The organism is Glutamicibacter sp. NPDC090743 (genome assembly GCF_044769125.1).
Taxonomy (GTDB): Bacteria; Actinomycetota; Actinomycetes; order Actinomycetales; family Micrococcaceae; genus Glutamicibacter.
Genome location: NZ_JBIVXE010000005.1, coordinates 393,222 through 420,028, shown reverse-complemented (window position 1 = coordinate 420,028; position 26,807 = coordinate 393,222). Strand labels below are relative to the sequence as shown.

Below are 26,807 nucleotides of genomic sequence, written 5' to 3'. Positions count from 1 at the left end.
ATTCCTCGGATCTAGTCGGTGAGGTTGGCGAGGCGCTCGGGGGAGAGCAACTCATTGAGGTCTTCGGCCGAGAGCAGGCCGCGTTCGAGCACCAGCTCGGCCACGCCGCGTCCGGTGTGCAGCGCTTCGAGGGCCACCGAGGTGGATGCCGCGTAGCCCAGCCTCGGGTTCAGCGCGGTGACCAGGCCGATGGAGTTCTCCACCTCGCGGCGCAGCGCCTGCTCGTCCACGGTGATCCCGTCGATGCACTTGTGCGCCAGGGTCAGGCAGCCGTTGGCCAGGTGCTTCAGGGAGAGCCCGATGGAGTGCACGATCACCGGCTCGAAGGCGTTCAGCTGCAGCTGCCCGCCCTCGGCGGCCATGGTCACGGTCAAGTCGTGGCCCACCACCTGGTAGGCGATCTGGCTGACCACTTCCGGGATCACCGGGTTGACCTTGCCGGGCATGATCGAGGAGCCGGACTGCACGGCCGGCAGCTGCAGGTCGTTCAGGCCCGCGCGCGGACCGGAGGAGAGCAGGCGCAGGTCGTTACAGATCTTGGAGATCTTCAGCGCCACGCGCTTGAGCACGCCCGAGAGGTGCACGAAGGCGCCCACATCCGAAGTGGCTTCGATCAGGTCCGGGCTGGTGGTCAGCGGGAGGCCGGTCAGCTCGCGCAGGTGGCGGCAGGCGGCCTCGGCATAGCCGGCCGGGGCGTTCAGCCCGGTGCCGATGGCGGTGGCGCCGAGGTTGATCTCGGTGACCAGGCACAGCGATTCTTCCAGCCGCGCCCGGTCCTCGCCCAGGGTCACGGCCCAGCCGCGGAACTCCTGGCCCACGGTCATCGGCACGGCGTCCTGCAGCTGGGTGCGGCCCATCTTCACCACGGTGCGGAACTCGGCGGCCTTGGCGATGCACGAATCCTGCAGCACCTCGATGGCTGCCAGCAGCGGCTGGGTGGCGAAGTGCGTGGCGATGTTCACCGCGGTCGGGTAGGCGTCGTTGGTGGACTGCGAGAGGTTCACATGGTCGTTGGGGTGCAAGAAGGAGTACTCGCCCTTGGCATGGCCCATGATTTCCAGCGCCAGGTTGGCGATGACCTCGTTGGCGTTCATGTTCGTGCTGGTGCCGGCCCCGCCCTGGATCGGGTCGATGATGAATTGCTCATGCAGCGCCCCGCCGGCGATGGCCTCGCAGGCCTGGTCGATGGCGTTCGCGCGCTGGGCGTCCAGCAGCCCCAGCTCGCGGTTGGCACGCGCCGCGGCCTGCTTCACGCGCGCCAATGCGCGGATCAGGTGCGGGTTGCCGGACAGCTCGGTGCCGGTGATGTCGAAGTTCTCCTTGGCGCGCAGCGTGTGCACGCCCCAGTAGGCATCCGCCGGGATATCGCGGTCGCCGATCAGGTCATGCTCGCTGCGGGTCTGGCCGCTGAGCAAGGTTTCAGGCATGGTGGATTCTTCTCCAGGATTCGTTGAAATGGTTGGAACGGAAAAAACTACAGTGCGGCCAGCAGGCCCACGGGCGCACCGCCGCCGAAGGCCGGGCTGGTAGCCAGCGGTTCAAGGGCGATCGCGGCCTCGGAGCCCAGGTGCTCGGCGAGCAGCTTGGCGGTGATCGGCATCCGGGCGCGGTCCGAGCCGTCGGCGATCTTCACGGCCAGCGCGCTGCCATCGGGCAGGCCCACGGCCTGGATGCCCTCGAAACCGTCCTTGGCCACGGAGCCGGGCACCGCGCGCATCAGGGCGGTGACATCGCGGCCAACGCCGGCTACCAGTTCCGGGTAGCCGGCCATTGCCGCGGCCACGCGTGCCTCGGCGGTGCCTTGCGCGGCGCTGGCCAGCTTGCCGAAGGCGCGGGCCAATCCGGCCAGGGTCATCCGGTAGACCGGGGTGCCGCAGCCGTCGGTGCTCACCCCGGAGATCTGTTCGCCCGAAAGATCCTCCACGGTGTCCTGCAGCAGCTGCAGGAGGCGCTCGTCGTGCAGGTAGTTGGCGGTGTCCCAGCCCTTGAGCTCGCACAGGGCCGCCAGTGCGGCGTGCTTGCCCGAGCAGTTCTGCGCGAGCGCGGTGGCCTTGCCGCCAGCGGCCAGGTAGTCCTGGCGCTCGGCAACGCCGTAGGGCAGGTCGGTGGAATTGCGCAGCGCTGTGTGGTCCAGGCCGGCGGCGGCCAGCGTGGATTCGGCGACCTGCAGGTGGCGCGGGCTCCCGGAGTGGCTGGCCGAGGCCAAGGCCAGCTGCTGGTCGTCGAGCTGCAGTCCGGCGCGCAGCATGCCCACGGCGAACAGCGGCTTGAGCGCCGAGCGCGGGTAGAACGCGGCCTGGGCATCGCCGCGGCTGGCGGCGATGGAGCCGGCGGGATCCAGCAGCACGGCCGAGCCGTAGTGGATGGACTCCACGGCCTCGCCGCGGGTGGCGATGACCAGCGGTTCGTGCTGCGGCAGTGCCTCAACGACCAGCGAAGCGCGCAGGGTCTGGGGATCGGCGGGGGTCACTTCTTGCTCCTGACTATGGTGGATACTGCTTGCTGCACCGCATTGAGGTGCTTGGCCATCGCATTGTTGGCCGCTTGCGGGTCCTGGGCGGCGATGGCCTGGTAGATTTCCTGGTGCTCCGAGTTCGACGGCGACCGGCGGCCGGCAACCAGGTTCACGGTCTCGGACTGGCGGGCCATGGCCTCGCGGATGTCCGCGACGACCTTGGAGAACACCGAGTTGCCGCTGGCCTGGGCGATCGCGGCATGGAAGGCGGCGTCCAGCTCGACCCAGGCTGCCGGGTCGTCTTCCTGCTCCATCGCCTCGATCAGCCCGCTGATCCGCTCCAAGTCCTCGGCGGTGCGCCGGGTGGCGGCGAGGGTGGCAGCCGGGATCTCGATATGCGGACGGGCTTCGTGCAGGTCGTCGGAGGAGAACGTGCCCAGTTTCAGCTCGCGGGTGGGCCGGTGGGAGACCACGAAGGTGCCGCGCCCGGTTTCGGTGCGGGTCAGGCCCAGGGCCGCGCAGGAGCGCAGCGCTTCGCGGATGACCGAGCGGCTCACGCCGTAGTCGGCCGCGAGGGCAGCTTCGGATCCCAGTTTCGCGCCGATGGCGATTTCCTGGGCTTCAATGGCTAGGCGGAGTGCATGGAAGACGCCTTCGGCAGCGGATCGTCGTTCGATCGGTTGCTGTCCGGGTGTCCAGCTGTCAGACAGGTTCACGTGTACCAGTCTGGGGTGTGATCCACTTAACGTCAAGTCGGGAACTGGAGCAATTGGGAATGCTCAGGTCAGTGACGCGCGAACACCGCGGACGCGATGCCGGAGGCAAGGTATCCGCGGTGTTCGCCGCTGGTCCTCAGTCTTTCTCCAGGATGCTTTTCAGCGCCCGGAGATCAGCCATATTGGCTCGCCGCATCATCATTTCCCTCAGCGGGCCGGCCAGTTTGCCGAAGCCAGTTGGCTCGCCGTCATTGCGCAGGTGGACCCGGGTCGCCGTTGGCCCTATCGCTTCGAAGCGATAGGTGGTGCGCATGGGAAACGGGCCCTGCGCGGTGGCCATGACCAGTTCCTCGTTCTCCGCGAACCTGGTGACTTCGTAGGTGTAGGAAAGCTTCCGTCCAAGGAACCTAGCTTCGAAGGCGGTGCATGATCCGAGGCCGAAGCCATGGGGATCCAGCCGGCGCACCGAGTGGATATTCCGGTACCACGCGGGAGCGTTCAGCGGGTTCATCGCGTAGCCGGCCACCACCGAACGTGGCCGGTCGATAGCGATGCTCGTGGAGACATCAACCATGGGAGGTCCTCAGGCTCCTGCGGGAACGCGGCCGGTGAACGCAATCAGGCGATCCAGGCTGCTGGCGGATTCGGCGACCATGGTTTCTTCCGCGAAGGAACCGGAGATGCGCTGAGCCGGTCCCACAGTCTTGCGTGCCAAGCCCAGTACGTATTCCGCGTGGCCAGGATGGATCGCGAACTCCTGGCCGGTCGCCTGGGCGAAGTCCCACCCGTGAACCATCAGTTCCAGATTCAGGATCCCGGCAACCACTGAAGCCGGCATGACAGCGAATCCGAGATCAATCTCGCCGGCAACGCCGCGAGCGGCAAAAGCCTCCAGGGTCGGCTGCACCAGGTTGGCGATGCGTGCTTCCGGCGCCAGGGCCGGGTCATCGGATACCGCAGCGCCCAGGGCACCGCCGATCATCGAGACCGAACCCGCAAGGTGATCCAGCAGCTCGCCCACGGAGAACTCGGAGCAGGGAGTGGCTTTGGCCAGGTCCGCTGCGCAGATGTTGTTCAGGATGAACTGCAGGGCTGCCACGGAGCCCTCGGCGGAAACGATCGGGTTCTGCGGCTCGGGAACGGCGTTCCACTCGTCGATGGCTGCTTCGCCGGTTTCAGCAAACTCCTTCAGGCGGTCCAGGAAGTGGTTCCATCCCTCGGCGTGGCCCGAGGACTGCTCGGCGTCCAGCCCCTCATGGCGCAAGGTCAGGGCCGTGCCCTGATCCAGCGGTTCCAAGGTGATGAAAACCGTCGAATCGCCGGGCGGAACGGCATCCGAACCTTCCCAGCCCATGGTGAAGACCAGGCGCCTGCCGGGCTCGATTTCGGTGAAAGTGCCCGAAGCCTGGTGGCCCGGACCCATGGTGAAGCGGTAGCTGCCGCCGGTCTGCAGGTCGACGCGGTTGGCAACGGTTTGCCAGCGGCGAAGGCGCTCCGGGTTGGTGACCAGTGCAAAGGCGGTGTCGGCGTCAACGGGGAGGATGACTGTTCGTTCATAGCTCATGGCTTTTCTCCTGGTGGCTGGTGCGGTGGCCCATTGAACGACGCCAATTCGGCGGCCTCGGCAACGAGCAGGTCGAGTTCGGTATTCCAGAACGAGTCAAGGAGGGCCTTGAGCTTCGTGATGCCTGCAGGGTCCAGCGAGTAGTAGCGGCTGCGGCCATCCTTGCGGGCTTGCAGCAGTCCTACGTCAATCAACAGCAGCAGGTGTTGCGAGATGGCGGAGCGGCTGACGGCGAAGTTCGCGGCCAGTTCCGTCACCGTGCGTTCCCCGGAACCCAGCAACTGAATCAAGCGCCTGCGCGTTGGCTCGGAAGCGACTTCCAGTAGATCAAGCATGAAAAATACGTTAGCAGTCACTAACGCGTTGTTGCAAGGGATTCGGAGCAGCTTTTTAGGCTGATGCGGAAGGCGCCGTTAAAGCACTAGTGGGCGCCACGGCAAAATGCCGTAGCGCCCACTCATGGCGAAAATACTTAAGGGATCGTGATGATCTGGCCGGCGTAAGCCAGGCCGCCACCGAAGGCGAAGAGCAACGCCTTGGAACCCGAAGGCAATGGCTCATCCGAAGCCATCAACTTGGAAAGAGCCAGCGGAACCGAAGCGGCCGAAGTGTTGCCCGAGTACACCACATCGGTGGCCACGCGCGCGTTCGGTGCGCCGATCTTCTCTGCCAATGGCTCGATGATGCGCAGGTTGGCCTGGTGCAGGACAATGGCGTCCAGCTCCTCAGGCTTCATGCCGGCACGGTCGATGATTTTCGAAGCGATCTTCGGCAGCTGCGTGACGGTCCAGCGGTAAACGCTCTGGCCGTTCTGCGCAAACTTCATGTTGTTTTCTTCTTCGATGCGCACTGCATCGGACAGGGACGGAACCGAACCCCAGACCACCGGCGAGATGCCGTTGTCCTCCGATGCGGTGATCACGAAGGCGCCAGCGCCGTCCGCGGTCAGCACGCAGGTGGTGCGATCGGTGAAGTCGGTGTAGTCGGTGAGCATCTCCGAGCCGATAACCAGGGCATTCGTCGCCGAGCCAGCGGCAATGGCGCCCTGGGCCAGGCCAACTGCGTGGGCAAAGCCTGCGCAAGCCACGTTCACGTCCACCGCTGCCGGTCCTTGGTCCATGCCCAGGGCGTTAGCTACGCGTGCGGCCATGTTCGGCGAACGGTCCGTAGCGGTGCAGGTGGCGACGATGATCATGTCGATATCGGCTGCCTTGATGCCAGCGGCGTTGCCCAGCGCCATCTCTGCGGCCTTGATGGCCATGGAGTCTACGGTTTCAACACCGGTTCCCCAGCGGCGTTCTTCGATGCCGACACGTCGGGTGATCCATTCATCGCTGGTTTCCACCAACTTTTCCAGCTCGGTGTTAGGGACGATGCGCTCTGGCTGGAAGTGGCCAAAGGCGACGACTTTGCTGCCGGTCATGGATATAGCTCCTCGGTGGATTCAAATCTTCTCTTCTAAGATTAGTCGTTTTGGATGCTACTCGCCGTTCATATGCGCCAGAAAGCATGTGTCAGCCAGTTTTACCTGCCTTCATTGGCCGATTTGTCCGATTATCGGCAAAACCCCGATTCTTCAGGACTTCATATGGCGTCGACACCCTGTTCACCTGCTGGCCAGAACCCCGGCGTTCAATGGGATGAAATGCAGCAGCCGTGAAGGAGGAAAAAATGGAACCTCTGACGATAATCCAATTGAGCGACACCCACCTGCGTCCCGAAGGGCAGCTGCTTCACGGATCCATTGATTCGTGGCAACGAACAGAACAGGCGCTGGAAGCAGCCGCTTGCCTGGATCCGGATGCCATTGTGGTGACCGGCGATATCGCAGACCGCGGTTCGGACATCCATGAGCGGGCCGCAGGGATCTTCAACCAGGCCCAGCGTGAACTGGATTGCCCGGTCATCACCGTTCCGGGCAACCATGATCCGTTGGGCGCGATTGGAGAATCCTTCAACACCAGGCGCCTGTCCACCGGTCCGCATCCAGCCGACACGGTGCACGAGATCCTGGGACTACGGATTATCGGATTGGACAGCGGGGGATTCCAGTTGGCCCGGGGACGCCTGGAACAGCGGCAGCTCGATTGGCTTGCCTCGCTGCTGGCGGTTCCGGCGCCGCGCGGATCCCTGCTGCTGCTGCACCATCCTCCGGTGGAAGCCGCCAATGAAGCCCGCGCCGGCCGCGGGCTGGAGAACCCGATGGAGCTGGCGGCCATCGCCGCCGGAAGCGATATCCGTGCAATCCTTAGCGGCCACTACCATCAAGCGTCCACCAGCCAGCTGTTGAGCACCCCGGTGTTCATGGCTCCCGCAGTGTCCTACAACATGAATCCATTTGCCCCGACGCAGATCGTTGACGAACCCGCAGCGGGATTCAACGTCATCAAGGTCGGAGCCAAATCGGTCGACGCGTTCGCTGCAACCAGCGGCCAGTACGCCGCGCTGCACGCCAGCACCCCTCTGCCAGCGCCGGTCAAGAGTTCGCAGACCGGCAACTGACTCCAAGAACGCTACTTCGCACCGGGCACCAGTTGCTTCGGTGCATGCCAGAAAGAAGAAGACGATGAGCGCAAAGAAACTGATCCTGATCCGCCACGGACAGACCGAATGGAACAAGGCAGGACGCCTGCATGGACGCAGCGACCTGCCACTGAACGATACCGGCATCCGCCAAGCCCAGCAGCTGGCCACCGAGCTGGCACCCGAAGGCACTTGGGACGCAGTGTATTCCTCCCCGTTGTTCCGTGCCCGCCAAACAGCGCAGATCCTCGCCAATAGCCTGGGCATCCGTGCCCTGCACGAAAACCAGGAACTGATGGAGCAGGACTTCGGCGATCTCGAAGGCACCCTGGTGGCCGATGGCGCCGACGAACAGCGCCAACTGCTGGTTGGCACCGGAGAAACCGAAGAACATCTGGTGGGGCGTGCAGTGAACGCATTGTTCAAGATCTGCCATCAGCATCCCGGGCAGAACGTGATGGTCGTGAGCCACAGCGCCTTGATCTGCTCGGTAATCGCCGCGCTCACCGGCGAAAGCAATCCGCGCATGGCCAATGGAACCTATGTCGAGCTGGATGCGCAGCTACTGGTCAACCACGTCTCGCGCGAACCGCTGTGGCATTAGGAAGCAAAGAGCAAAGCCGCGTGCCGGCCATGGATCATGGCCGGCACGCGGCTTTGCGTTCTAGTCAGCGGCGGGCTAGCAACAGCTGAAGCAGCGGCTTACCACCAGGATGCGCCTTCGACGGTGACCTGGGGCTTCTCGCCGTACCAATCCACGCTGCCCGTGAAGCTGCGGGTGAGCTCTTCTTCGTCGTAATCAATGAACTCCGTGTCATTGAGCTTGTACTTGAAGACGATCTCGGAGCTTGAGAAACTGCCCGATTCCTCGATGGCCACGCTTTCAGCATGCGACTTCACAGAGAACGATGCGATGTCCTTGGACTGCAAGGTGCTCGGGCAACCGTCATCGAGGTTGGTTGGAACGGTCACGCAGGCAGTAGCGAACTTCTTGACCTCATCCAGAACCAGCTCGTCGAGCTTCTCGGTGGTGGTCGTAACCAGCGCCGCCTGTGCCGGCTGCGAATCAGGATGGTTGACGCGCAATTCCTGCGCTTCGCTCGTCAGGTATTCATTGCCAGGCGCTGAGACATCATAGATGCCCGGGTAGGCGGAGAAGCTGCCGGTGAAGGAACTTCCCTCGCCGTAGTAGTCCTCGCTTTCAAGCAGCTTGACCTTGGCCTTGCCGACAGTGACTTCCGAGCTCTTATCGGAGGTGATCTCCACCGGAACAATCAATGCTTCATTGAGCACCCAGGTATCGAGCAGGCCGAAGTCCTTGTCGCCCGCGTCGACATTGAAGGAGCGTTCGTGGCGCTCGCCGTTGATGGAGTAGATCGCTCGCACACGGGCCGAGTCCTTGCCCTTGGATTCCTCGATGACATCAACGAGTTCCAAGCGCTGCTTGGCGTTGCCCAGGATATCGTCGCTGAGCAGGACGCGCGAGGCGTTGTCGATCCCCGGGTCGACCATCTCGGTCGCCTTGCCGGCCTGGCCCTCGGCAAGCAGCGCGAGGTATTTCTCAACTTCAGCTTCGGGCTTGCGCTGCCCGTTCAGGTAGGCGATGGCACCGAAGCCCAGACCGGCAATGACTGCCAGCGCAAGAACCGAGAAGCCAACGGCCTTGGCCTTCTTCTTGGACTCTTCCGAGGCCGGGGCCAGCGCCGGAGCCGGTTCACCAGCCATCGGCTGGCCGTTGGCGGCCGCGGCAGGGGTGGATTGGGCTGCGGCGGCAACTGGAGCAGCCTGGCTGGGTGCGGCTGCAACCGGCGAAGCCGGAGCAACGGCGGGTGCCTGGCCGGAAATCCATCGCGCTGCGGCGTCCTTGCCGGCAATCACTGCCAGCAGGGATGGGGCGAAGCGGTAGACCTGCAAGGGCAGGACTTCTGCCAGCAGCGAGACAACTGCGGCCCCGAGTGCCAGGAAGATCACCGAGTACCAGGTGATGCCATAGGACATGCTGCCGCTCATGTTGCCCATCTCGTTGGCGGTGATGGCGCCACCCAGGGAGATGTTGGTCAGCCCGGCAAGAATCATCCACAGGACCAAAGCCGCCACTGGCAGCTGCCAAGCGCGCTGCAGGTTGAAACCAGTGGCCAGTCGACCACGGTGCACGCCAATACGGATAGCCGCCAGGAGTACCAGGAGGGCGCTCAGGACCAGGAGCCAAGCACCCTTGCCGTCGGCGATATCCCAGATGTGCAGGACGGATTCGGGCATGGCATCGGCGGTGTATTCGCCCAGGAAGCTGGCCATGCCGGAGACATTCGGAGCCAGCGCCCCGAGGAAGCCCAACGCTGCCACATATGAACCGATGGTTCCCAGCAGCGGGAGCAGGATCAGGCCCAAGCTCCAGGGCATGTCATCTGGACGCTGGGTGAATGCGGCAATGATGCCGACCAAGGCGAAAGCCGCCAAGGTCGAAACGGCCAGGGCCACGGCCTCGCGGACGCCGGTAATCAATGGGGATCCGGCGTTGGCGCGCTGGGGTGCGGTGGCAAGGAACTGCGAGAAGAAAACGGCCAAGGCAATCGTGAAGAAGACACCTGCATATCGCGGGGACACCGCGGCGGAGAAGAATTCGCCACCCTGGATGCTGAGCTTCCCGAAGAGCGCAATGACCAGGAAGACCAATGCCAGGACCAGCGCGTGCAGTCCGGAGGCCAATGCAGCGCTCTTCCAACCGCCGTTGCGTGCGCCACGACGCAGCTTGCGCACGATCAGGTAGTTCGCGGCGCAGATTGCCACGATGGAGGTGACCGAAACGAGGGCGAATGCGAGGCTGAGCTCGCCGAACATGCCGAATCCGCCTCCGGATCCGGTGATCTTCAGCCCGCCGCCCAGGACGGCACCGAAGACCATGATGAAGGCCTTGAAGGAATTGAGCTGGGACGCCACGTTGAATTCAGCGGAGCTGCCGCCACCGATCTCCTTGGCCATTGAGGCCAGGGGGATCAGGTAGCAAAGAGCCAGGACGATGCCAATGGCCGCAATGGCGCCGGCTTGGAATCCAAGAAGCTGCAGGCTGGCACGGGACTTCAGTTCCAGGACCGCGTTGGTGAATTTCCTGACCTGCCGGTTCTGCCCGGCATTCTGGAACGGGTTCGCCGGTGCCGCCGGCGCTGGCAATGGATCCGAAGGTGCCGGTGGCACCTTTGGATCATCAGGCAATTGCGTATTTTCCAAGGTGAGTCCTCACATGGTGCGATGATGGCGTCACATCCGAGCGTTCTTGGAAACTTAAAGTCGAACAATTGGAATATGACCTTCCAATTACATAACAAGTAAGTGGAAGAACAAAGTCCAGTTAAGAAACATGCGGCGGCTTAAGGAGCGAGTTCCGCCTTTCACTTCACCGGTAAATGGACAAGCCGGTGCGGTTGGATCCCAGAAGACCCAACCGCACTGGCTAATCGGACAGCGGCTACAGCGAACGCAGCACCACTGCGGTGCCCTGGCCGCCACCACCGCAGATGCCGATGGCACCCAGCGAGCCGGCCGGCATCTCGTGGAGCTGGCGGGCCAACGTGCCAATGATGCGTGCACCGGAAGCGCCAATCGGGTGGCCCAGGGCAATCGCGCCACCATGCGGATTCACGATGGAGGCATCGAGACCCAGCGCCTTGGTGGACTGCACCGCGACAGCGGCGAAAGCTTCATTGATTTCGACGGCCTTCAGGTCCTGGGCTTTGGCCCCGGCCTTCTCCAGGGCTGCGCTGATGGCATTGGATGGCTGCTCGTGCAGGGTGCGGTCCGGGCCGGCAACGAAAGCGTGCGAGAGAATTTCAGCCAGCGGCTCCAGGCCCAGGCGCTCAATGGCCGCATCGCTGGCCAGCACCACGGCTGCTGCGCCGTCGGTGATCTGCGAGGAGTTGCCCGCGGTAATGGTGCCTTCCTTGGCAAAGGCCGGACGCAGCTTGCCCAAGGATTCCACGGTGGTTGCTTCGCGGATGCCATCATCTTCGCTGATCGTGGTGTCGCCGCGACGGCTGGAAATGGTAAATGGCGCAATCTCGCCGGCTGCGAAATCTCGGGTCGCGGCAGCGCGCTGGTGGGATGCGGCCGAGACCGTATCCTGGGCCTCGCGGGTCATCGACAACTTGGCATTGTGCTCCTCGGTGGAAGCGCCCATCGAACGCTTCTCGGCAGCATCGGTCAGGCCGTCGTATTCCAGGGTGTCAATCAGTTCAATGGCACCGTACTTGGTTCCGGCACGGGCGCGCTGCACATGCGGAGCCAGCGACATGGATTCCTGGCCGATAGCCAGGACAACGTCTGCCTCGCCGCTATTGATCAGGCGGGCTCCTGCCACAACGGCCTCGGCACCTGAGAGGCATACGGCATTCACGGCGATGGCCGGAACATCCAGCGCAATGCCGGCACCCACGGCGGATTGACGGGCCGGGTTCTGGCCGGCGCCACCTTGCAGCACCTGGCCGGCGATGACCTGCTGGACCTCGCTGGGATCAACTCCGGCACGTTCCAGCGCGGCCTTGCCGGCATGGGCGCCGAGCTCGGTGGCTGGAACAGCGGCGAAGGCGCCGTTGAATTTCACGAATGGGGTACGGGCGTAGCCCACAATCTTTGCGGTCATGCTTTCAGATCCTCCACAATATCCACGGCAAATTCTGCTGCCGTGATTTCCTTGATGGTTTCCACGCTTTCACCCGGGGCTACTGCACGCAGGGTCAAGGTCGAGTTTTCTATATCAAACACTGCTCGGTCGGTGATGATGCGGTTGACCACGCCGACTCCGGTGAGCGGCAAGTCGCATTTCTCCACAATCTTGGACGTCCCGTCCTTGGCCACGTGATCAGTCAGAACGATCACGCGCGGGGTGCCGGCGACCAGGTCCATGGCTCCGCCCATGCCCTTGACCAGCTTGCCCGGGATGGTCCAATTGGCCAGATCGCCATTGGCGGCCACTTGCAGGGCGCCGAGGATCGCGGTCTGGACGTGGCCGCCGCGGATCATGCCGAAGGAGGTCGCCGAATCGAAGAAGCTGCCGCCGGGCAGGATGGTCACGGTCTGCTTGCCTGCATTGATCAGATCCGCATCTTCTTCACCTTCATAGGGGAAGGGACCCATGCCCAGCAGGCCGTTTTCGCTTTGCAGCTTGACCGAAACGCCTTCCGGCAGGTTGTTGGCCACCATCGTGGGGATTCCAATACCGAGATTCACATACTGGCCGTCGGTTAATTCGCTAGCGGCAATGGCCGCCATTTCATCGCGAGTCCACATGCTCAGGCCTCCTTTCGGCTGCGCACGGTGCGCTGTTCAATGTCCTTGACCGCATCGGCCTGCACCAGGGTCTGCACGAAGATGCCGGGGGTCTCCACCAGCGACGGATCCAGATAGCCCTCGACAATTTCCTCGGCTTCGGCGAAGGTATGGCGGCCGGACATGGCGGCCAGCGGGTTGAAGTTCTTCGAGGTCATCCGGTAGCGCAGGTTGCCTTCGGCGTCGGCCTGGTGCGCCTTGACCAGTGCGATATCGGCAAAGATGCCACGCTCGAGGATCGCTGGCTTGCCGTTGAATTCCATGACTTCCTTGCCTTCGGCGATCGGAGTTCCCACGCCGGTGGGGGTGAAGAAGGCGGGAATGCCCACCCCGCCAGCGCGCAAGCGCTCGGCCAAGGTGCCCTGCGGGCAGAATTCAACTTCCAGATCCCCATCGAGGAACTGCTGTGCGAACAGCTTGTTCTCCCCGACGTAGGAGGCCAGGACCTTGGAGACCTGCTTATTTTCCAGCAGGATGCCCAGCCCTTTGCCGTCTACGCCCATGTTGTTTGACACGATGGTCAGGTTGGTTGCCTTCGAATCCCGCACTGCAGTGATCAGGCGGTTGGGGATGCCGGAGAGGCCGAAACCGCCTACTGCGATGGTCATGCCATCCTTGACGACGGCAGCCAAGGCGGCGGCTGCGTCATCCCGAAACTTCGTTGTCATCGATTCCTCCATGTGTCCACTATGTGGAGCGCGGATCTGCTTATCCTCTAACGTACGTAGTCGCAGGTGAGCATGCAATAGACCCGGTGCATTGCCGGGTAACTGGTCGGATGGTGAGGAGGAATGGCCAAGCGGTCCATATTATGGACATAGCTGAGAGGGCTAGACGATGTCGAACTCATTGCCTTCGATATCGAACATGCAGATAGCGAAATGGCCCATCTCTGGCATGTCGTGAACGGTGCGGACTTTGGCCCCCAGAGCCACCAGGCGCTCTGCCTCGTCGGTGATGATTTGCCTGCGTTCCTCGAAGCGAACGCCGCGGCCGCCGCTGACCAGCAAGTCCAGATGCAGGCGATTCTTGATGCTCTTGGCCTCCGGTACCTGCTGGAACCAAATCCTTGGCCCACCACCTTGCGGATCGACCAGCGACTCCGGTTCATCACCGGTTCCGGGCGGCAATTCATCATCCGGCACGCCCATGGACTGCCAGTAGGCGCGCCAGGTGGGATGCCCGTCCGGGGCGGGCTCGGGAACGTAGCGCAAGGCTTCGGCCCAGAACCGGACCATTGCTTGCGGGCGGGCGCAGTCGATGACGATTTGCCATGTCTTTTCCATGTGCTGAATTATCCGCCGACCAGCTCGATAGCAACAGGGTACGGCGACAAAGTATGAAGCGGGAATTATCCGGCCCGGAACCGATCGTCCATAATGTGGTCATGAGCAATTCCCCGGCTGGAACCCAAGTCGTAGGGCGGCTGGCCGCCGTGCTTCGCACCGTGAGCACCGCAATGCCCGAGGGCATCACCACGACGCAAACGGCCCGGAGCACCGGTTTGGCCCGGCCCACCGTGCATCGCCTGCTCAGCGCGTTGGCCACCGAAGGATTCTGCGACCACGATCATCGCACCGGCCGCTGGCTGCTTGGCCCCGAGCTCTACCTCATGGGCGCGGTGGCAGCCGAGCGCTACGACATCAGCGAATTGGCCCGCGAGCATGTTGCCGCGCTGGCCGAGGCGACCGGGGAAAGTGCGTTCCTCTCGGCGCGGCGAGGGGACGAAACCGTGTGCTTGCTGCGCCAGGATGGAGCCTTTCCCATCCGCTCGTTCGTGCTGTATGAAGGACGGCGCTTCCCGCTGGGAGTCGCTTCGGCCGGAATCGCGATCCTTGCTTTCCTGCCTGAACAGGGCATTGAGCGCTACCTGCGCGATGCCGATCTAGAGCCAGGATATGGGCCGGCGCATTCGCGCGAAGAGCTGCGCAAAAAGGTCGCCGAAACCCGCCAGCTGGGCTATTCGGTCAACCCCGGCTTGATCGTCGAGGGCAGCTGGGGCATGGGTGCTGCGGTTTTCGACAACTCGGGACAGCCTGCCTGGGCACTGAGCCTGACCGGGATCCACACTCGCTTTGAAGCGGACCGCCGCGAAGAGCTGGGCAATCTCCTGCTGCACCACGCGCACGAGCTGTCCACCAAGCTGTCGGCCCGGTCAAGCACGCTGCCACGCTAGTTTTTCCTTCCCCTGTACAAAGCTTCCTGCGGTAATCTTTCAGATCGGCGGGAATGCCTATTTCCAGGATTCCCCGTGACGCAGCCAAGTGCAGAAGGACGGAAAATTTGGGCACTATCCCGGCCGGAATCAACACCCCGCAGGTCATCGTTGACGTAGCGAAGCTCCAGCAGAACATTGACCGGGTGGCCCACCGGGTGGCGAGCCAGGGCCTGAAACTGCGCCCGCATGCCAAGACGCACAAAATGCATGAAATCGCCGAACGCCAGATGGACGCCGGTGCCGCCGGACTCACCGTGGCAACCGTTGGCGAAGCCCTCGCGCTTGCGCTGCACGGGGTCGCGAAGATCTTCATCGCCTACCCATTGTGGGTCAATGAATCCCAGGCGGCACGCATCCTGGAGCTGATGCGCCGTGCCAAGCTGAGCATCGGCACGGACTCTGTCCAGGCCGTGCAGCAGATGGCCAGGATGCTGGGGGAGAAGGCCTCCAAGATCAAGCTCGTCATCGAGATCGACAGCGGCCATCACCGAAGCGGCACCAGCCCGCAAGGCGCGGTGGAAATAGCCGATGCCGCCCGTGCGGCAGGCATGCGCGTGCATGGGATCTTCACCTTCCCCGGCCACAGCTACTCGCCGGACGGCATCGACGCGGCACTCAACGATGAGCACAAGGCCCTGGCCGAAGCGGCGTGCCTGCTGCGCGAGGCCGGGCATGCCATCAAACGCATCAGCGGGGGCTCCACCCCGACCGCCGAACTGAGCGACAACTCGGTGCTGACCGAGGTGCGTCCAGGGGTGTACGTCTTCGGCGATGCGCAGCAGTTCGAGCTGGGGCGCGTGCGCTGGGAGGATATTTCCCTGACCGTCGCGTCCACCGTGATCAGCCGCCATGAAGGCGATGGGCAGATTCCCCGGCGCATCGTGCTGGACGCCGGCAGCAAGGTGCTCGGAGGCGACCGCCCGGCCTGGGCCACCGGATACGGACGCATTGCCCAGTGCCCTGAAGCCCGCATCAGCGCACTATCGGAGCATCACGCCACCGTGCTGTGGCCCGAGCACTTGGATCTGCCGGCCCACGGCGAGCAGCTCCACGTCATCCCGAACCATGTCTGCGTCGCGGTGAACCTGGTCGACAACGTGCTGGCAGTGCATGAGGACGGCACCAGCGAGGTATGGGATGTAGCGGCCCGCGGACTGAACTTCTAGATTCTGAACCTAGCTGGCCCTTTCGAGGAACCGCAGCAGGCAGCGCGAAGCCGGATCCATATGGTTCTTGGTCCCCAGCTGCCGCTTGGAACGGCGCAGCGCCGCCAATTTCTCCGGATCGTCCGCCAGCTCCAGCACACGGGGATCGATATAGGAGCCGGCCGCGATTTCGGGAGTATTGCCCAGTTTTCCGGCGGCCTGCTCGATGGCCAGCTTGCGCAGATTCCTGGCATCATCGGCAGCCATAGCCGAGGCGGGAGCCTCGACCAGTGCCCTGAAAGCCGCCAAGCTGCCGCCCCAGGTCCTGAAGTCCTTGGCGGTGAATCCGCTACCCAGGTGCTCCTCGAGGTACCGGTTGATTTGCGCAGGCTGGAGCAAGTGCGAGTGCCCATCGTCATCCAGGTAGCGGAAAAGCTCGTAGCCCGGCTGATCGCGCAATTGGACCAGTACTCGTGCCAGTCGCCGGCTCCTGATTTTCACATGCTGCTGCTGGCCGCTCTTGCCGGGAAACTCGAGGGTGGCGCAATGCCCTTGGACCTCCAGATGCTTGGCTCGCAGCGAAGCGGCCCCGAACGATTGGTTGGCGCGCGAGTAGGCGTGCGTGCCGATGCGCAGCAGGTGCAGATCCAGCAGCAAGACCACGGCCGCAGCGACCCTGTCCTTGTCGTTTCTTCCCCGGCGCAGATCCCGCAGCAGCTGGCGGCGGAGATTGGGCAGTGCGCGGCCGAACGCCGGCAACCGGTCGAACTTGGCGGCATCCTGCCGCTCGCGGAAATCGGGGTGGTAGATCATCTGGGTGCGTCCTGCCGCATCGATTCCGCGAGCTTGGACCTTGGCCCGCGCACTGGCCGCGATCTGGACCTGTTTCCATGCCGGCGGGATCGACAATTGCCTGATCCGATCCAGCAGGTGCTGGTCCTTCACCGTGCGTGCCCCTTCCAGGTAGAAGAAGCCGGTTCCCGCGCGCCGGCGCGTGATGGGAAGCCGTTTGCTTCGGCGTGCTGGCATGGATGCCTCCCGGTAGTTGCGTAGCCGTGCAATCACGCACACGCTATCGCCGATCGCTGCCCTGCTCCGGGTGTTCGCAGGAAAATCCCAGCTGTGCGGTGCCGGGGCATTGACGCCAGCGGGCGGATCCGCCACCTGCAGCGCGTCGTTTGCGCCCGGGAAGCCCTGGAATCGCGCCGCGCTTCGTTACAGGGCATGATTGGAGGTATGGAAAATAGTGCTGCGCCCGCATGGGTGGCAAATTACCAGCCGGGAGTCCCGGCCGAAATCGAGCTGCCCACCGAACCGCTCAGCCGCATGTTCGAGCGCTCCGTGCGTGAAGCCGGCGAGAGCCCGGCGACCGAATTCTTCGGCCGCCGCACCAGCTACGCCGATCTGGGCGCGCAGGTAGCCAAGGCCGCCGAGGGCCTGCGCAAGCTCGGCGTGCGTGCCGGCGACCGCGTTGCGCTGATCCTGCCCAACTGCCCGCAGCACGTGATCGCCTTCTACGCGATCCTGCGCCTTGGCGCCGTCGTGGTGGAGCACAACCCGCTGTACACCTCGCGCGAACTGCGCCACCAGTTCGAGGACCACCAGGCGCGCATCGCGATTGCCTGGGACAAGGTCGTGGCCAACGTCCAGGAGTTCCCCAAGGACGTGCAGCTGGACTCCATCGTCTCGGTCAACCTGCTCGAAGCCTTCCCCGCGGTCAAGCGCCTGGCGCTGAACCTGCCGGTCAAGAAGCTGCGCGAGACCAAGGCGTCGCTCACGGCGCGCGCCTCGGGCACCGTGGCATGGAAGGACCTGCTCTCCGGTGCGCAATTGGATGCGAACCACCCGCATCCGGATGTCGATGACCTGGCGGTCATCCAGTACACCTCGGGGACCACCGGCCACCCCAAGGGTGCCATGCTCACCCACTTCAACCTCTATTCCAACGCCTTGCAGGGCGAGGCCTGGATGCTCGGGGCGCAGGAGCGCGAGGAAATCCTCTACGCGATCCTGCCGATGTTCCATGCCTTCGGCATGACCCTGTACCTGACCTTCGGAGTGAAGAAGCAGGGCCTGCTGGTGCTCTTCCCGAAGTTCGATCCGCAGATGATCCTGGATGCCTGGAAGAAGTCCCCGGCCACCGTTTACTGCGCGGTGCCGCCGATCTACGAGCGCACCGCCCTGGCGGCCAAGGAGCGCGGCGTCTCGCTGAAGAGCGCCAAGTACTGCATCTCCGGGGCGATGAACCTGCCCGACCATGTGGTGGAGCTGTGGGAATCGATGTCCGGCGGCCTGCTGGTGGAAGGCTACGGCATGACCGAGTCCTCGCCGGTGGCCTTGGGCAACCCATTCCACCCCAGCCGCCGCACCGGCACCATCGGCGTGCCCTTCCCCTCGACACTGATGAAGGTCGTGGACGTGGAGGACCCGAGCCGGGAAGTGGCCCAGGGAGAACCGGGCGAATTGCTGATCAAGGGCCCGCAGGTGTTCCAGGGCTATTGGAACAACCCGGAGGAAACGGCCAAGGCCAAAACCGAGGACGGCTGGCTGCGTTCGGGCGATGTGGTCACCGTTGACGAGGACGGCTTCGCCCAGGTGGTGGACCGCGCAAAGGAGCTGATCATCACCGGCGGCTTCAACGTTTCACCGACCGAGGTCGAGATCGCCCTGCGCCAGCACGCTGACGTGGCCGATGCCGCAGTATTCGGAAAGCCGTTGGCCCGCGGCGGCGAAATGGTGGTTGCCGCGGTGCAGCTCGAAGAGGGCTGCGGGCTGAACGAGGACGCGCTGCGCGCTCACTGCCGCGAGCTGCTGGCTGCCTACAAGGTGCCTAAGCGCATCGTGCAGATCGACGAGATGCCGCGCTCGCTGCTGGGCAAGATCCTGCGCAAGCAGGTCAAGGACCAGATGGTGGATCTGGTCTAGCGCAACCGCGGCATCGCCGAAAGCAGCAGTTTCGTGTAGTCGTGCTGCGGGGCGCCGAAGACCTGGTCCGTAGAGCCCTGCTCGATGATCTTGCCTTCATGCATCACCGCAACGGAGTCGCTCATGTGCTCGATCACCGACAGATCATGGCTGATGAACAAGTAGCTGGTTCCGGTGTCCAGCTGGATCCGATCCAGCAGGTCCAGCACCGTGGCTTGGATTGATACATCCAAGGCCGAGACCGGCTCGTCAAGGACCAGCACCTGCGGCTTGGGCGCTAGCGCGCGGGCAATTGCCAGGCGCTGGCGCTGCCCGCCGGAAAGCTCGCGCGGGTTGCGGCCCAGCAATTCGGTGGACAGCTCGACTTGTTCGAGCAGTTCAGCCGCCGGCTTGCGGTACTCAGCGGCGCGCTTGGACTTGCCGCGGCTCAGCGCATCGGCCAGCAGCTGCCCCACCGAATAGCGCGGATCGAAAGACCCCAACGGGTTCTGGTAGATCGCGCCCATTTGTTCGCGCAGCTTTCGGCGCTGGGATTCGAGGGCCGGGGCAAAGTGCTCGCCGAGCAGCTGGACATTGCCTGCATCAGGCTTCTGCAAGCCCAGCACCATGCGCGCGGTGGTGGTCTTCCCGGACCCGGATTCGCCGACAACGCCCAGGGTCTTGCCCCGGGGCAGTTCGAAACTGATCGCATCCACGGCCTGGTGCTTGCCGAACGTTTTGGACAGCTGCGTGGCTGATAACGCGGGGGCAGTAGTGGCGGGTGCTTCTGGCGGTGGTGCCGTCAACGGCTTGCTGGCTGCCGACAACGGGGCGAAGCGCGGTATCCCCGAAGGCACGGCCCGCAGCAATTGGCGGGTGTACTCGTGCTGCGGGTCGCCCAGGATCTGCCCGGTGCTGCCGGCCTCAACGATTGCACCGTTGCGCATCACCGCAATGTCGTCGGCCAAATGCGCTACCTGGGCCAGATCGTGGCTGATCATCAGCACGCCGCGGCCCTGCTCCTTGAGCTCGCGCAGCTGCGAAAGGACCAGTGCTGTCAGCGCCGAGTCCAAGGCGGTGGTTGCCTCATCGGCGATGACTACCTGCGGGTTGCCGGCCAGGGCCTGGGCAATCAGGGCACGCTGGCGCATGCCGCCAGAGAGCTCGGTGGAACGCTGCTTGGCACGGCGCCCGGGCTCGGGCATGCGCACGGATTCCAGCACCTGGAGCACTCGCTGCTGGCGCTCGGATTTCGACATCTTGCCGTGCGCCTTGAGCGCATCACCGATTTCCCGGCCCACCGGGCGCAGCGGATCGAGCGCCATCAGCGCATCCTGCAAGATCATGGACACCGAATTCCCGCGGATCTGCTGCCAGCCGCGGTCGGAGAGCTCCAAGGCGTTCTGCCCGCAGACAGCGAGCTCGGCGGCGCTGACGGTGCCGCCGGAGAGGCCAAGCAGGCTGCGGGCGGTCACGGATTTGCCCGACCCGGATTCGCCGACCAATGCGAGGCAACGTCCGGCCTTTACGGTGAAGGAAATGTTCTTCACCGCCACGGTGGAACCGAAATGGACCGAAAGGTCCTTGACCGTAATCAGTGCTTGCTCGTTCATGCTGTCCTTGCCCTTCCGCCCAGCGCGCGGCCAATCAGCGTGGCGCCTGCGGCCACGACAACTATCGCCAAGCCGGGGAACAAGCTCATCCACCACGCGAAGTGCAGGTAGGTGCGCCCGGCCGAAAGCATGGCACCCCATTCGGGAGCTGGCGGGGGAGTGCCCAAGCCCAGGAAGGACAGGGCAGCAGCCCAGATCACGGCTTGGCCGATCCCCAAGGTCGCCAGCGCCAGCAGGGGCTTGAGGGCGTTGGGAACCAAATGGTTGCGGACCAACAGCCACGAGCCGCGGCCCAGCACGGTGGCTGCCTCCAGCATTTCCGAACTCTTCAGCGTGCGGATCTGGCTGCGCACCAGCCGGGCATATCCCGGTGCGGTGGACAGGCCCACCGCGACGATGGCCGGCCCGACACCGGGTCCGGTGAAGGCAATGATCAGCAGTGCCATCAGCAAGGATGGAATCGCGTAGAGCGCTTCGAGCACGCGCAGGATGATCTCGTCGAGCCAGCGCGGGGACAATGCCGCAGCTGTGCCCAAGACGATGGCCAATCCCATGCCCAATCCCGTGGCCGCCAGGCCGATAGCCAGCGAGTCGCGGGCACCATGGATGACACGGGTATAGATGTCGCGGCCCGATTCGTCGGTGCCGAAGAAATGCGCGGCGCCGGGTTTGCTGAATGCCTCGGCCGGGTTGATGGCCAATGGGTCGCCCGGAGCCAGCACCGAAGGGGCCAGCGCGATGAGCGCCCACAGGGTAATAAAGGAAACCGAGAGGATCTTCGCGGCGCGGCTCATGAGCTGGCCCCCGCCGGATCAATGGCGCGTTCGATGCCCTCGGTAATCGCCATGGCCACGATGTACACCAGTGCGGAGAACAATGCGATGCCGGTGACCATGGGGATGTCGCGGGCCAGCACCGCAGAGAGCAGTGAGCGGCCCAGGCCCGGACGGGCGAAGATCGCCTCGACCACCACCGCGCCGGAAAGCAGCGAGGAGAAAGCCCAGCCGGTCAGGCCCAGAGCAGGCAAGGCGGCATGGCGCAAGCCATGGCGCCAGAAGACCGCCAGCCGGCTTTCGCCACGGGCACGCGCGGCCAGCGCGAACTGGCTGCCCAGGGCTGCACTCAGCGAATCGCGCATCAGCTGTGTGAGGAACCCGGCCAGCGGCAATGCCAAGGTCAGCACGGGAAGTACCAAACCCTGGGCGGTGCCGTTATCCACGGCCGGCAGCCAGCCGAGCATCGAGGAGAAGAGCATGATCAGCACCGCGCCGAGCCAGAAGTGCGGCACGGCGGCGGCAATGATCTCCACGATATTTCCCAGCCAGGCGCCAAAGCGGTTGGCCCGCATGGCCGATGCCGCGAAGCCCAAGGCCAGCACCCAGGCGGCCGCCAGGGCCAGCAGAGCAAGCCAGAGGGTATTGGGCAGGAGATCGCCCATGATGCCGGCGACCGGCTGCTTGAGCGAATAGGAGGTGCCGAAGTCCAAGGTGGCCAGCTTGCCCAGGTACATCAGGTACTGGGAGATGAGCGGCAGGTCCAGTCCGTACTCGGCGCGGGCCGCGGCCAGCGCTTCGGCCGAGGCCTGGGAACCGGGGCCGCCCATGATTGCTTCGGCCGGGTCGCCGGGGATCAGCCGGATGGCGATGAAGATGGCGGTGGCCACCAGCCATAGCACCACCAGCGCGCCGCCGATCTTGCGCCCGGCCCAAGCAATCGTGCCCATGGGGTGCTACTTGGTGATGAAGGTGTCGTAGTAGACCGGCGAGGACACCGCGGTGGTGGCGCCGATGCCGTGCACGTTCTTGCCGTAGAGGAAGTGGTTCTGCTGGTCGTAGAGCGGCAGCACGTAGTAGCCCTCCAGGACCAGCTTCTGGGCCTGCTCGTACAGCGCAGCGCGCTGGGCTTCATCGTTGGCCTCTTCGGCCTGGGCCAGGATCCCATCGAGCTTCTCGTTCTTCACCTGCGCGTTGTTGGCGAAGTAGCCCGATGGCGCCGGGACGGTCGAGTCGGAGTGGTACAGGATGCGCAGCACCGACGGGCCGACCTTGGTGTAGGGAGCCGAGACCAGGTTGTAATCGTGCTTGGCCAGGGCGCCGTACCAGCTGGACAGGTCCAGCAGCTGGATCTTCACCTCGAAGCCCACGGCCTTGGCCTGGGCCTGGAACTGCTCGAACAGGGACTGCTCGGCAGGAACCGACTGGTTGGTGGAGACCGGGAAGTCCAGCGACAGGCGCTTGCCGTCCTTCACGCGGTAGCCCTCGGCGTCGCGTTCGCTCCAGCCTGCTTCATCGAGCAGCGCGTTGGCCTTGGCCGCATCGGTGCCGAACAGCGATTCATCGGAGTAGCCCAGCGGCTCGGCTGACGACAGCAGCGAGTAGCTGCGCTCGGTGGTGCCGAAATAGAGGGCCTTGACGCCGGCGCTGGCATCCACGGAGCGGACGAACGCCTCGCGAACGCGCTGGTCATCGAATGGAGCCTTGGAGCTGTTCAGCTCCAGGCGGTTGGAAGCACCCGGGCGCGGAGCGTCCAGATGGCCCAGCGAGCCGTCCTGCTTTGCCGTGGCGATGGTGTCCGGCTGCGCGTTGTCGATGACGTCGACTTCGCCCGAGACCAGGGCTGCATAGCGGGTGGCGGCCTCAGGGATGAAGCGCCAGGTGATGGCCTCCAGGTAGGCCTTGGAATCGGAGCGCTCCGCGTCCTGGACCGGCAGCACATAGTCTTCGTTGCGGACCAGGTTCACGGCCTTCTGGTGCTCCCAGGACTCGACCTTGAACGGGCCGGTGCCTACCGGTGAGGCGCAGTTGGTCGCCTGGTCGCGTTCCAGCGCCTTGGGGGATTCGATGGCGGTCCATGGCATGGACAGCGATTCGAGCAGCGCGTTATCCGGGGCGGAGAGCGTCAGCTTGGCGGTGAGCTCATCGGCGATCTCGATATCCACGACCTTGCCCACGGCCAGGTAGCCGGTGGAGGACGCGGTATTCGGATCCTTCAGGTGCTCGATGTTGGCTTCGATGGCTTTGGCGGTGAGCTTCGTGCCGTCGGTGAAGGAAATCCCATCGCGCAGGGTGATGGTGCGGGTCAGCCCGTCATCGGAAACTTCGGTGCTTTCGGCCAGCCACGGGATGATCTTCCCGTCGGCATCCTTGGTGAACAGGGATTCGAGGTACTGGCTTGCCACCAGGGCTTGCGGGTAGTTGCCGCCCACATGCGGATCCAGGCAGGCCGGCTCGGCGTCGCCCGAAGCATAGACCAGGGTGCCGCCGGCAACCGGCTTCGCCTCCTCTGCGGGGGCATCGGGTCCTGCCCCTGCCGAGCAGCTGGCTAGAAGGGATCCAAGGAGCGGGAGCGCGATAGCGCAGCCAAGGATCTTGGACGCGCGCGAGTTTCGTTGCATGGGGAAGGGCTTACCTCGATGAACTAGTGGTGATGACCAAACCAACTCTAGCCATCTGGAACGCATTCGTCAGATCGGAGCGAATCGCTCCGATCCGACGAAACCTGGCTAGCGGCACTGCGCGAGGTGATCTACTTTTCGCTGGCCACGGTCATGCGGCGGTTCTGGTGGACCGGGGTTTCGATTTCATCGAGGATCGCCACGGCGAAGTCCTGGGAGGAAACGAAGTCGCCCGCTGGCGAATCGGTGCCCAGGGTGTAGCTGCCGGTGCGGCGTGCAGGCATGATCACCGGGGCTGGAGCCGCGACGGTCCAGGTGATGCCGGAAACCGAAGTGAACATGTCGTAGACCTCGGCGCAGGTGGTGGCCTCGGCCTTGTATTCCTCCGGGAAACCCGGGGTGTCGACCAGGCGGACGCCGTCTACCTCGGTAGCGCCGGCGCCGCCGACAACCAGCAGGCGGGCTGGGACCAGGGTTTCGGTGATCTGTTCGAAGGCATCCAGGTATTCCTGGTGGTCGCCACCGGTGCGCGATGGCGGTACGGCAATGACGAGCACGTCGTTGTTCTTTCCCAGATCGCGGTAGGTTGCCCCGTCGCCCAGCTCGGCGGCCACGGTGGTGGTTCCGTCGATTTCCTTGCCCGAACGGGAGACCGAGGTGACCTCATGGCCGCGTGAAATGGCTTCGGCAACGACTTCCGAGCCGACCATGCCGGTAGCTCCGTAAACTGCAATCTTCATGGTGTTCTCTTTCCTTGGGAAATTGGGTCCGGCACAATGGTATCTTTTAGATACCGCCCACTACAACGAAACTAGGTTTCCTCATGGATAGCCATGGCTCTTTTGACGTGTTCGTGCAGCAATGCCCTTCACGTGAAATCATGCAGCGCCTAGGCGATAAATGGACGCCGCTGGTCCTCTTGTCCCTGGCTGGCGGCCCGCAACGTTTCTCCGCATTACGCCAGCGCATCGGCGCGGTCACCCCTAAAGTGCTCACCAATACCCTGCGCAACCTGGAGCGCGACGGGCTGGTGCAGCGCACCGTATATGCCCAGGTGCCGGTGCGGGTCGACTACGAGCTGACTGATTTGGGACGCGGGATCCTGGAACCCATGGAAATCCTGCGCCTGTGGTCCGAGGAGCATGTGCCCAAAGTGCTCGCTGCCCGTGAGCGGTTCGACGCGCGCGGCTAATGGCCAGGTGGAGCAGCAGGACGCAGCGGCAGGAACATGAAGTGCTGGCCCACCAGCCCCTTGGTCGGATGGTTGAAGGCGCCCGGAATGGTGCCCAGGATCTTGAAGCCCAGCGATTGCCATAGACGCACTGCAGCCTCATTGGTCTCGACGACCGCATTGAACTGGATACCGTGATAATTTTCCTGCCGGGCCCAGTCGATCACGTATTCGCCCAGTGCTCGTCCCACGCCGCGATTGCGGCGTTCCGGATCGACCAGGAAGGACGCGGTGGCTATGTGGGCTCCCCGTCCGGGCTTGTTTGGCCCCATCTTGGCCGAGCCGATGATCCTGCCATCTGCCACGGCAACGACCGTTTGCCCTGGTAGCGTCTCCATCCACCAGGGGCGGGCTTCTTCAAGGGTTTGGCCTTGGGGGAAGGCGTAGGTCTGTCCCTCATCCATGATTTTGCGGTAGAAGCCGAAGATCCCAGGCCAATCCCCGGCGGTGCTTGTCCGGATTTGCATGCGCTTAGCCCAACTCTTTCGAAATGAATGCTTCGGAACTCATCCTATTGGTCCTCATTGTATCTTGCGTCACATAGACTGAGGTCAAAGACGCAAGGTGTAGGCAAAGGAGCCGGTGTTGTTTGAAGTAAGCGAAGACCAGAAGTCGTTGATCGAGATGGTCCATGATTTCGCCGAGACCAGGATTGCTCCCAATGCCCTGAAGTGGGACCAGGAACAGCACTTCCCGGTGGATGTGCTGGCCGAAGCCGGACAGCTGGGCATGGGCGGAATCTATGTTTCTGAAGATCATGGCGGATCCGGTCTGAGCCGCAGCGATGCGGTGCTGGTCTTCGAGGAACTCGCCAAGGCCGACCCGACCTTGGCCGCCTACATTTCCATCCACAACATGGTCGTGTGGATGGTCGACACCTTCGGCAACGACGCGCAGCGCGCCAAATGGCTGCCATCGATGACCGCCATGGACGACCTGGGCTCCTACTGCCTGACCGAGCCCGGAGTCGGCTCCGATGCGGCGGCCCTGTCAACCCGTGCCCGCAAGGACGGTGACGAGTATGTGCTCAGCGGCGTCAAGCAATTCATCTCGGGAGCTGGAAGCTCGGCGCTCTACATCGTCATGGCCCGTACCGCTGATACCGGTTCGCGCGGCATCAGCGCCTTCCTTGTTCCCGGGGATGCCGAGGGCCTGAGCTTCGGGCCGAACGAAAAGAAGATGGGCTGGAAGGCGCAGCCCACTCGCCAGGTGATCATGGAAGGCGTGCGCATTCCCGCCGCCAACCTGCTGGGCGAGGAAGGCCAGGGATTCTCCATGGCCATGCAGGCACTCAATGGCGGCCGCCTGAACATCGGGGCCTGCTCGCTGGGTGGCGGGCAGAGCGCGCTGGAGAAGTCGGCGCTGTATTTGAAGGAGCGCCAGGCCTTCGGCGGACCGCTGACCAGACAGGAAGCGCTGGTCTTCAAGCTGGCCGAAATGGACATGGAGCTGGAAGCCGCCCGCTCCTTGCTGCGCCGTGCCGCCGCCGCACTGGACGCGAAGAGTCCGGACCGCGTCCGCCTCTGCGCGATGGCCAAGAAGATGGCCACGGACGCCGGATTCAACGCCGCCAACAGCGCTATCCAGCTGCACGGCGGCTACGGCTACCTCGCGGACTACGGGATGGAGAAGATCACCCGGGATCTGCGCGTGCACCAGATCCTGGAAGGCACCAACGAGATCATGTCGCTCATCGTCGGACGCACGCTGCTGGAATCCTGACCG

The 26,807-nt window shown here is 64.0% G+C and carries 26 protein-coding genes; 7 read left to right on the top strand and 19 right to left on the bottom strand.

The window, feature by feature from the left end:
- Nucleotides 1-11: 11 nt before the first annotated feature.
- The 7 genes from ACIQTS_RS12880 to ACIQTS_RS12850 form a co-directional block, all read right to left on the bottom strand.
- A complete protein-coding gene (locus ACIQTS_RS12880) occupies nt 12-1,427 on the bottom strand; it encodes an aspartate ammonia-lyase (RefSeq protein WP_402473601.1) in 1,416 nt (471 codons plus the stop codon).
- A 47-nt stretch (nt 1,428-1,474) separates the two neighbouring features.
- Nucleotides 1,475-2,470: an asparaginase gene (locus ACIQTS_RS12875; RefSeq protein ID WP_286134627.1), complete on the bottom strand. Its 996-nt coding sequence runs from the start codon at nt 2,468-2,470 to the stop codon at nt 1,475-1,477.
- Complete coding sequence (locus ACIQTS_RS12870) at nt 2,467-3,171, bottom strand: FadR/GntR family transcriptional regulator (RefSeq protein WP_105656225.1); 705 nt, start codon at nt 3,169-3,171, stop codon at nt 2,467-2,469. Before ACIQTS_RS12870 ends, ACIQTS_RS12875 begins: the two co-directional genes overlap by 4 nt.
- Before the next feature lie 136 nt (nt 3,172-3,307).
- A complete protein-coding gene (locus ACIQTS_RS12865) occupies nt 3,308-3,745 on the bottom strand; it encodes an SRPBCC family protein (protein WP_402473600.1) in 438 nt (145 codons plus the stop codon).
- A gap of 9 nt (nt 3,746-3,754) precedes the next feature.
- The gene (locus tag ACIQTS_RS12860) at nt 3,755-4,735 is read right to left on the bottom strand and encodes a TIGR03086 family metal-binding protein (protein WP_402473599.1); all 981 of its coding nucleotides are present in this window, start codon (nt 4,733-4,735) and stop codon (nt 3,755-3,757) included.
- The gene (locus tag ACIQTS_RS12855) at nt 4,732-5,070 is read right to left on the bottom strand and encodes a helix-turn-helix transcriptional regulator (RefSeq protein ID WP_105656228.1); all 339 of its coding nucleotides are present in this window, start codon (nt 5,068-5,070) and stop codon (nt 4,732-4,734) included. The genes ACIQTS_RS12860 and ACIQTS_RS12855 overlap by 4 nt, the downstream gene beginning before the upstream one ends.
- Before the next feature lie 137 nt (nt 5,071-5,207).
- Nucleotides 5,208-6,158: a beta-ketoacyl-ACP synthase III gene (locus tag ACIQTS_RS12850; RefSeq protein ID WP_105656229.1), complete on the bottom strand. Its 951-nt coding sequence runs from the start codon at nt 6,156-6,158 to the stop codon at nt 5,208-5,210.
- A gap of 248 nt (nt 6,159-6,406) precedes the next feature.
- On the opposite strand from ACIQTS_RS12850, the gene ACIQTS_RS12845 reads away from it, so the two are divergent.
- On the top strand, nt 6,407-7,237 hold the full coding sequence (locus ACIQTS_RS12845; protein ID WP_402473598.1) for a metallophosphoesterase family protein: 831 nt from the start codon (nt 6,407-6,409) through the stop codon (nt 7,235-7,237).
- A gap of 64 nt (nt 7,238-7,301) precedes the next feature.
- A complete protein-coding gene (locus ACIQTS_RS12840) occupies nt 7,302-7,862 on the top strand; it encodes a histidine phosphatase family protein (protein WP_332488856.1) in 561 nt (186 codons plus the stop codon).
- A 98-nt stretch (nt 7,863-7,960) separates the two neighbouring features.
- Here the strand turns inward: ACIQTS_RS12840 and ACIQTS_RS12835 are convergent, their stop codons facing one another.
- The 5 genes from ACIQTS_RS12835 to ACIQTS_RS12815 form a co-directional block, all read right to left on the bottom strand.
- Nucleotides 7,961-10,468, bottom strand: coding sequence for a hypothetical protein (locus ACIQTS_RS12835; RefSeq protein ID WP_402473597.1), 2,508 nt, complete (start codon nt 10,466-10,468; stop codon nt 7,961-7,963).
- Between the two features lie 253 nt (nt 10,469-10,721).
- Nucleotides 10,722-11,891 (bottom strand): acetyl-CoA C-acyltransferase, encoded by a 1,170-nt coding sequence (locus ACIQTS_RS12830; protein ID WP_402473596.1) that lies wholly within the window; start codon nt 11,889-11,891, stop codon nt 10,722-10,724.
- Entirely contained in the window at nt 11,888-12,538 is a 651-nt protein-coding gene (locus tag ACIQTS_RS12825) for a CoA transferase subunit B (protein WP_105656234.1), read from the bottom strand. Before ACIQTS_RS12825 ends, ACIQTS_RS12830 begins: the two co-directional genes overlap by 4 nt.
- A 2-nt stretch (nt 12,539-12,540) precedes the next feature.
- Nucleotides 12,541-13,245: a CoA transferase subunit A gene (locus ACIQTS_RS12820; protein WP_402473595.1), complete on the bottom strand. Its 705-nt coding sequence runs from the start codon at nt 13,243-13,245 to the stop codon at nt 12,541-12,543.
- 162 nt (nt 13,246-13,407) lie between these two features.
- Complete coding sequence (locus ACIQTS_RS12815) at nt 13,408-13,863, bottom strand: VOC family protein (RefSeq protein ID WP_402473594.1); 456 nt, start codon at nt 13,861-13,863, stop codon at nt 13,408-13,410.
- A 101-nt stretch (nt 13,864-13,964) separates the two neighbouring features.
- Between ACIQTS_RS12815 and ACIQTS_RS12810 the strand changes: the two genes are divergently transcribed.
- Nucleotides 13,965-14,753 carry an IclR family transcriptional regulator gene (locus ACIQTS_RS12810; protein WP_105656236.1) on the top strand — a complete coding sequence of 263 codons (789 nt, stop codon included), beginning with the start codon at nt 13,965-13,967 and terminating at the stop codon, nt 14,751-14,753.
- 107 nt (nt 14,754-14,860) lie between these two features.
- Entirely contained in the window at nt 14,861-15,961 is a 1,101-nt protein-coding gene (locus tag ACIQTS_RS12805) for an alanine racemase (RefSeq protein ID WP_402473593.1), read from the top strand.
- Nucleotides 15,962-15,970: 9 nt separating this feature from the next.
- On the opposite strand, the gene ACIQTS_RS12800 is transcribed toward ACIQTS_RS12805, so the two are convergent.
- On the bottom strand, nt 15,971-16,969 hold the full coding sequence (locus tag ACIQTS_RS12800) for a DNA topoisomerase IB (protein WP_402473592.1): 999 nt from the start codon (nt 16,967-16,969) through the stop codon (nt 15,971-15,973).
- Nucleotides 16,970-17,176: 207 nt separating this feature from the next.
- Between ACIQTS_RS12800 and ACIQTS_RS12795 the strand changes: the two genes are divergently transcribed.
- Nucleotides 17,177-18,865: a long-chain-fatty-acid--CoA ligase gene (locus tag ACIQTS_RS12795; protein WP_402473591.1), complete on the top strand. Its 1,689-nt coding sequence runs from the start codon at nt 17,177-17,179 to the stop codon at nt 18,863-18,865.
- Here the strand turns inward: ACIQTS_RS12795 and ACIQTS_RS12790 are convergent.
- The 5 genes from ACIQTS_RS12790 to ACIQTS_RS12770 all read right to left on the bottom strand — a co-directional run bounded on the left by ACIQTS_RS12790 (nt 18,862) and on the right by ACIQTS_RS12770 (nt 24,591).
- A complete protein-coding gene (locus ACIQTS_RS12790; protein WP_402473590.1) occupies nt 18,862-20,457 on the bottom strand; it encodes a dipeptide ABC transporter ATP-binding protein in 1,596 nt (531 codons plus the stop codon). The two genes, ACIQTS_RS12795 and ACIQTS_RS12790, sit on opposite strands and share 4 nt — an antisense overlap.
- Nucleotides 20,454-21,251 carry an ABC transporter permease gene (locus ACIQTS_RS12785; protein WP_402473589.1) on the bottom strand — a complete coding sequence of 266 codons (798 nt, stop codon included), beginning with the start codon at nt 21,249-21,251 and terminating at the stop codon, nt 20,454-20,456. The genes ACIQTS_RS12790 and ACIQTS_RS12785 overlap by 4 nt, the downstream gene beginning before the upstream one ends.
- Nucleotides 21,248-22,180, bottom strand: a complete 933-nt coding sequence (locus ACIQTS_RS12780; protein WP_332730915.1) for an ABC transporter permease — start codon at nt 22,178-22,180, stop codon at nt 21,248-21,250. The genes ACIQTS_RS12785 and ACIQTS_RS12780 overlap by 4 nt, the downstream gene beginning before the upstream one ends.
- Nucleotides 22,181-22,186: 6 nt before the next feature.
- A complete protein-coding gene (locus ACIQTS_RS12775) occupies nt 22,187-23,851 on the bottom strand; it encodes an ABC transporter substrate-binding protein (protein ID WP_402473588.1) in 1,665 nt (554 codons plus the stop codon).
- A 131-nt stretch (nt 23,852-23,982) separates the two neighbouring features.
- Nucleotides 23,983-24,591, bottom strand: a complete 609-nt coding sequence (locus tag ACIQTS_RS12770) for an NAD(P)H-binding protein (protein ID WP_359185366.1) — start codon at nt 24,589-24,591, stop codon at nt 23,983-23,985.
- Between the two features lie 83 nt (nt 24,592-24,674).
- On the opposite strand from ACIQTS_RS12770, the gene ACIQTS_RS12765 reads away from it, so the two are divergent.
- On the top strand, nt 24,675-25,043 hold the full coding sequence (locus tag ACIQTS_RS12765) for a helix-turn-helix domain-containing protein (protein WP_105656244.1): 369 nt from the start codon (nt 24,675-24,677) through the stop codon (nt 25,041-25,043).
- On the opposite strand, the gene ACIQTS_RS12760 is transcribed toward ACIQTS_RS12765, so the two are convergent.
- Nucleotides 25,040-25,549, bottom strand: a complete 510-nt coding sequence (locus tag ACIQTS_RS12760) for a GNAT family N-acetyltransferase (RefSeq protein WP_402473587.1) — start codon at nt 25,547-25,549, stop codon at nt 25,040-25,042. The two genes, ACIQTS_RS12765 and ACIQTS_RS12760, sit on opposite strands and share 4 nt — an antisense overlap.
- Before the next feature lie 118 nt (nt 25,550-25,667).
- On the opposite strand from ACIQTS_RS12760, the gene ACIQTS_RS12755 reads away from it, so the two are divergent.
- A complete protein-coding gene (locus ACIQTS_RS12755; RefSeq protein ID WP_332488881.1) occupies nt 25,668-26,804 on the top strand; it encodes an acyl-CoA dehydrogenase family protein in 1,137 nt (378 codons plus the stop codon).
- Nucleotides 26,805-26,807: the final 3 nt, after the last annotated feature.

Excerpts from the sequence above, each read along its gene's own strand:
- ACIQTS_RS12880 (WP_402473601.1), bottom strand. The coding sequence starts at position 1,427 with ATGCCTGAAACCTTGCTCAGCGGCCAGACCCGCAGCGAGCATGACCTG.
- ACIQTS_RS12865 (WP_402473600.1), bottom strand. The coding sequence starts at position 3,745 with ATGGTTGATGTCTCCACGAGCATCGCTATCGACCGGCCACGTTCGGTG.
- ACIQTS_RS12860 (WP_402473599.1), bottom strand. The coding sequence starts at position 4,735 with ATGAGCTATGAACGAACAGTCATCCTCCCCGTTGACGCCGACACCGCC.
- ACIQTS_RS12855 (WP_105656228.1), bottom strand. The coding sequence starts at position 5,070 with ATGCTTGATCTACTGGAAGTCGCTTCCGAGCCAACGCGCAGGCGCTTG.
- ACIQTS_RS12850 (WP_105656229.1), bottom strand. The coding sequence starts at position 6,158 with ATGACCGGCAGCAAAGTCGTCGCCTTTGGCCACTTCCAGCCAGAGCGC.
- ACIQTS_RS12845 (WP_402473598.1), top strand. The coding sequence starts at position 6,407 with ATGGAACCTCTGACGATAATCCAATTGAGCGACACCCACCTGCGTCCC.
- ACIQTS_RS12840 (WP_332488856.1), top strand. The coding sequence starts at position 7,302 with ATGAGCGCAAAGAAACTGATCCTGATCCGCCACGGACAGACCGAATGG.
- ACIQTS_RS12830 (WP_402473596.1), bottom strand. The coding sequence starts at position 11,891 with ATGACCGCAAAGATTGTGGGCTACGCCCGTACCCCATTCGTGAAATTC.
- ACIQTS_RS12825 (WP_105656234.1), bottom strand. The coding sequence starts at position 12,538 with ATGTGGACTCGCGATGAAATGGCGGCCATTGCCGCTAGCGAATTAACC.
- ACIQTS_RS12820 (WP_402473595.1), bottom strand. The coding sequence starts at position 13,245 with ATGACAACGAAGTTTCGGGATGACGCAGCCGCCGCCTTGGCTGCCGTC.
- ACIQTS_RS12815 (WP_402473594.1), bottom strand. The coding sequence starts at position 13,863 with ATGGAAAAGACATGGCAAATCGTCATCGACTGCGCCCGCCCGCAAGCA.
- ACIQTS_RS12810 (WP_105656236.1), top strand. The coding sequence starts at position 13,965 with ATGAGCAATTCCCCGGCTGGAACCCAAGTCGTAGGGCGGCTGGCCGCC.
- ACIQTS_RS12800 (WP_402473592.1), bottom strand. The coding sequence starts at position 16,969 with ATGCCAGCACGCCGAAGCAAACGGCTTCCCATCACGCGCCGGCGCGCG.
- ACIQTS_RS12795 (WP_402473591.1), top strand. The coding sequence starts at position 17,177 with ATGGAAAATAGTGCTGCGCCCGCATGGGTGGCAAATTACCAGCCGGGA.
- ACIQTS_RS12790 (WP_402473590.1), bottom strand. The coding sequence starts at position 20,457 with ATGAACGAGCAAGCACTGATTACGGTCAAGGACCTTTCGGTCCATTTC.
- ACIQTS_RS12785 (WP_402473589.1), bottom strand. The coding sequence starts at position 21,251 with ATGAGCCGCGCCGCGAAGATCCTCTCGGTTTCCTTTATTACCCTGTGG.
- ACIQTS_RS12780 (WP_332730915.1), bottom strand. The coding sequence starts at position 22,180 with ATGGGCACGATTGCTTGGGCCGGGCGCAAGATCGGCGGCGCGCTGGTG.
- ACIQTS_RS12775 (WP_402473588.1), bottom strand. The coding sequence starts at position 23,851 with ATGCAACGAAACTCGCGCGCGTCCAAGATCCTTGGCTGCGCTATCGCG.
- ACIQTS_RS12770 (WP_359185366.1), bottom strand. The coding sequence starts at position 24,591 with ATGAAGATTGCAGTTTACGGAGCTACCGGCATGGTCGGCTCGGAAGTC.
- ACIQTS_RS12765 (WP_105656244.1), top strand. The coding sequence starts at position 24,675 with ATGGATAGCCATGGCTCTTTTGACGTGTTCGTGCAGCAATGCCCTTCA.
- ACIQTS_RS12760 (WP_402473587.1), bottom strand. The coding sequence starts at position 25,549 with ATGCAAATCCGGACAAGCACCGCCGGGGATTGGCCTGGGATCTTCGGC.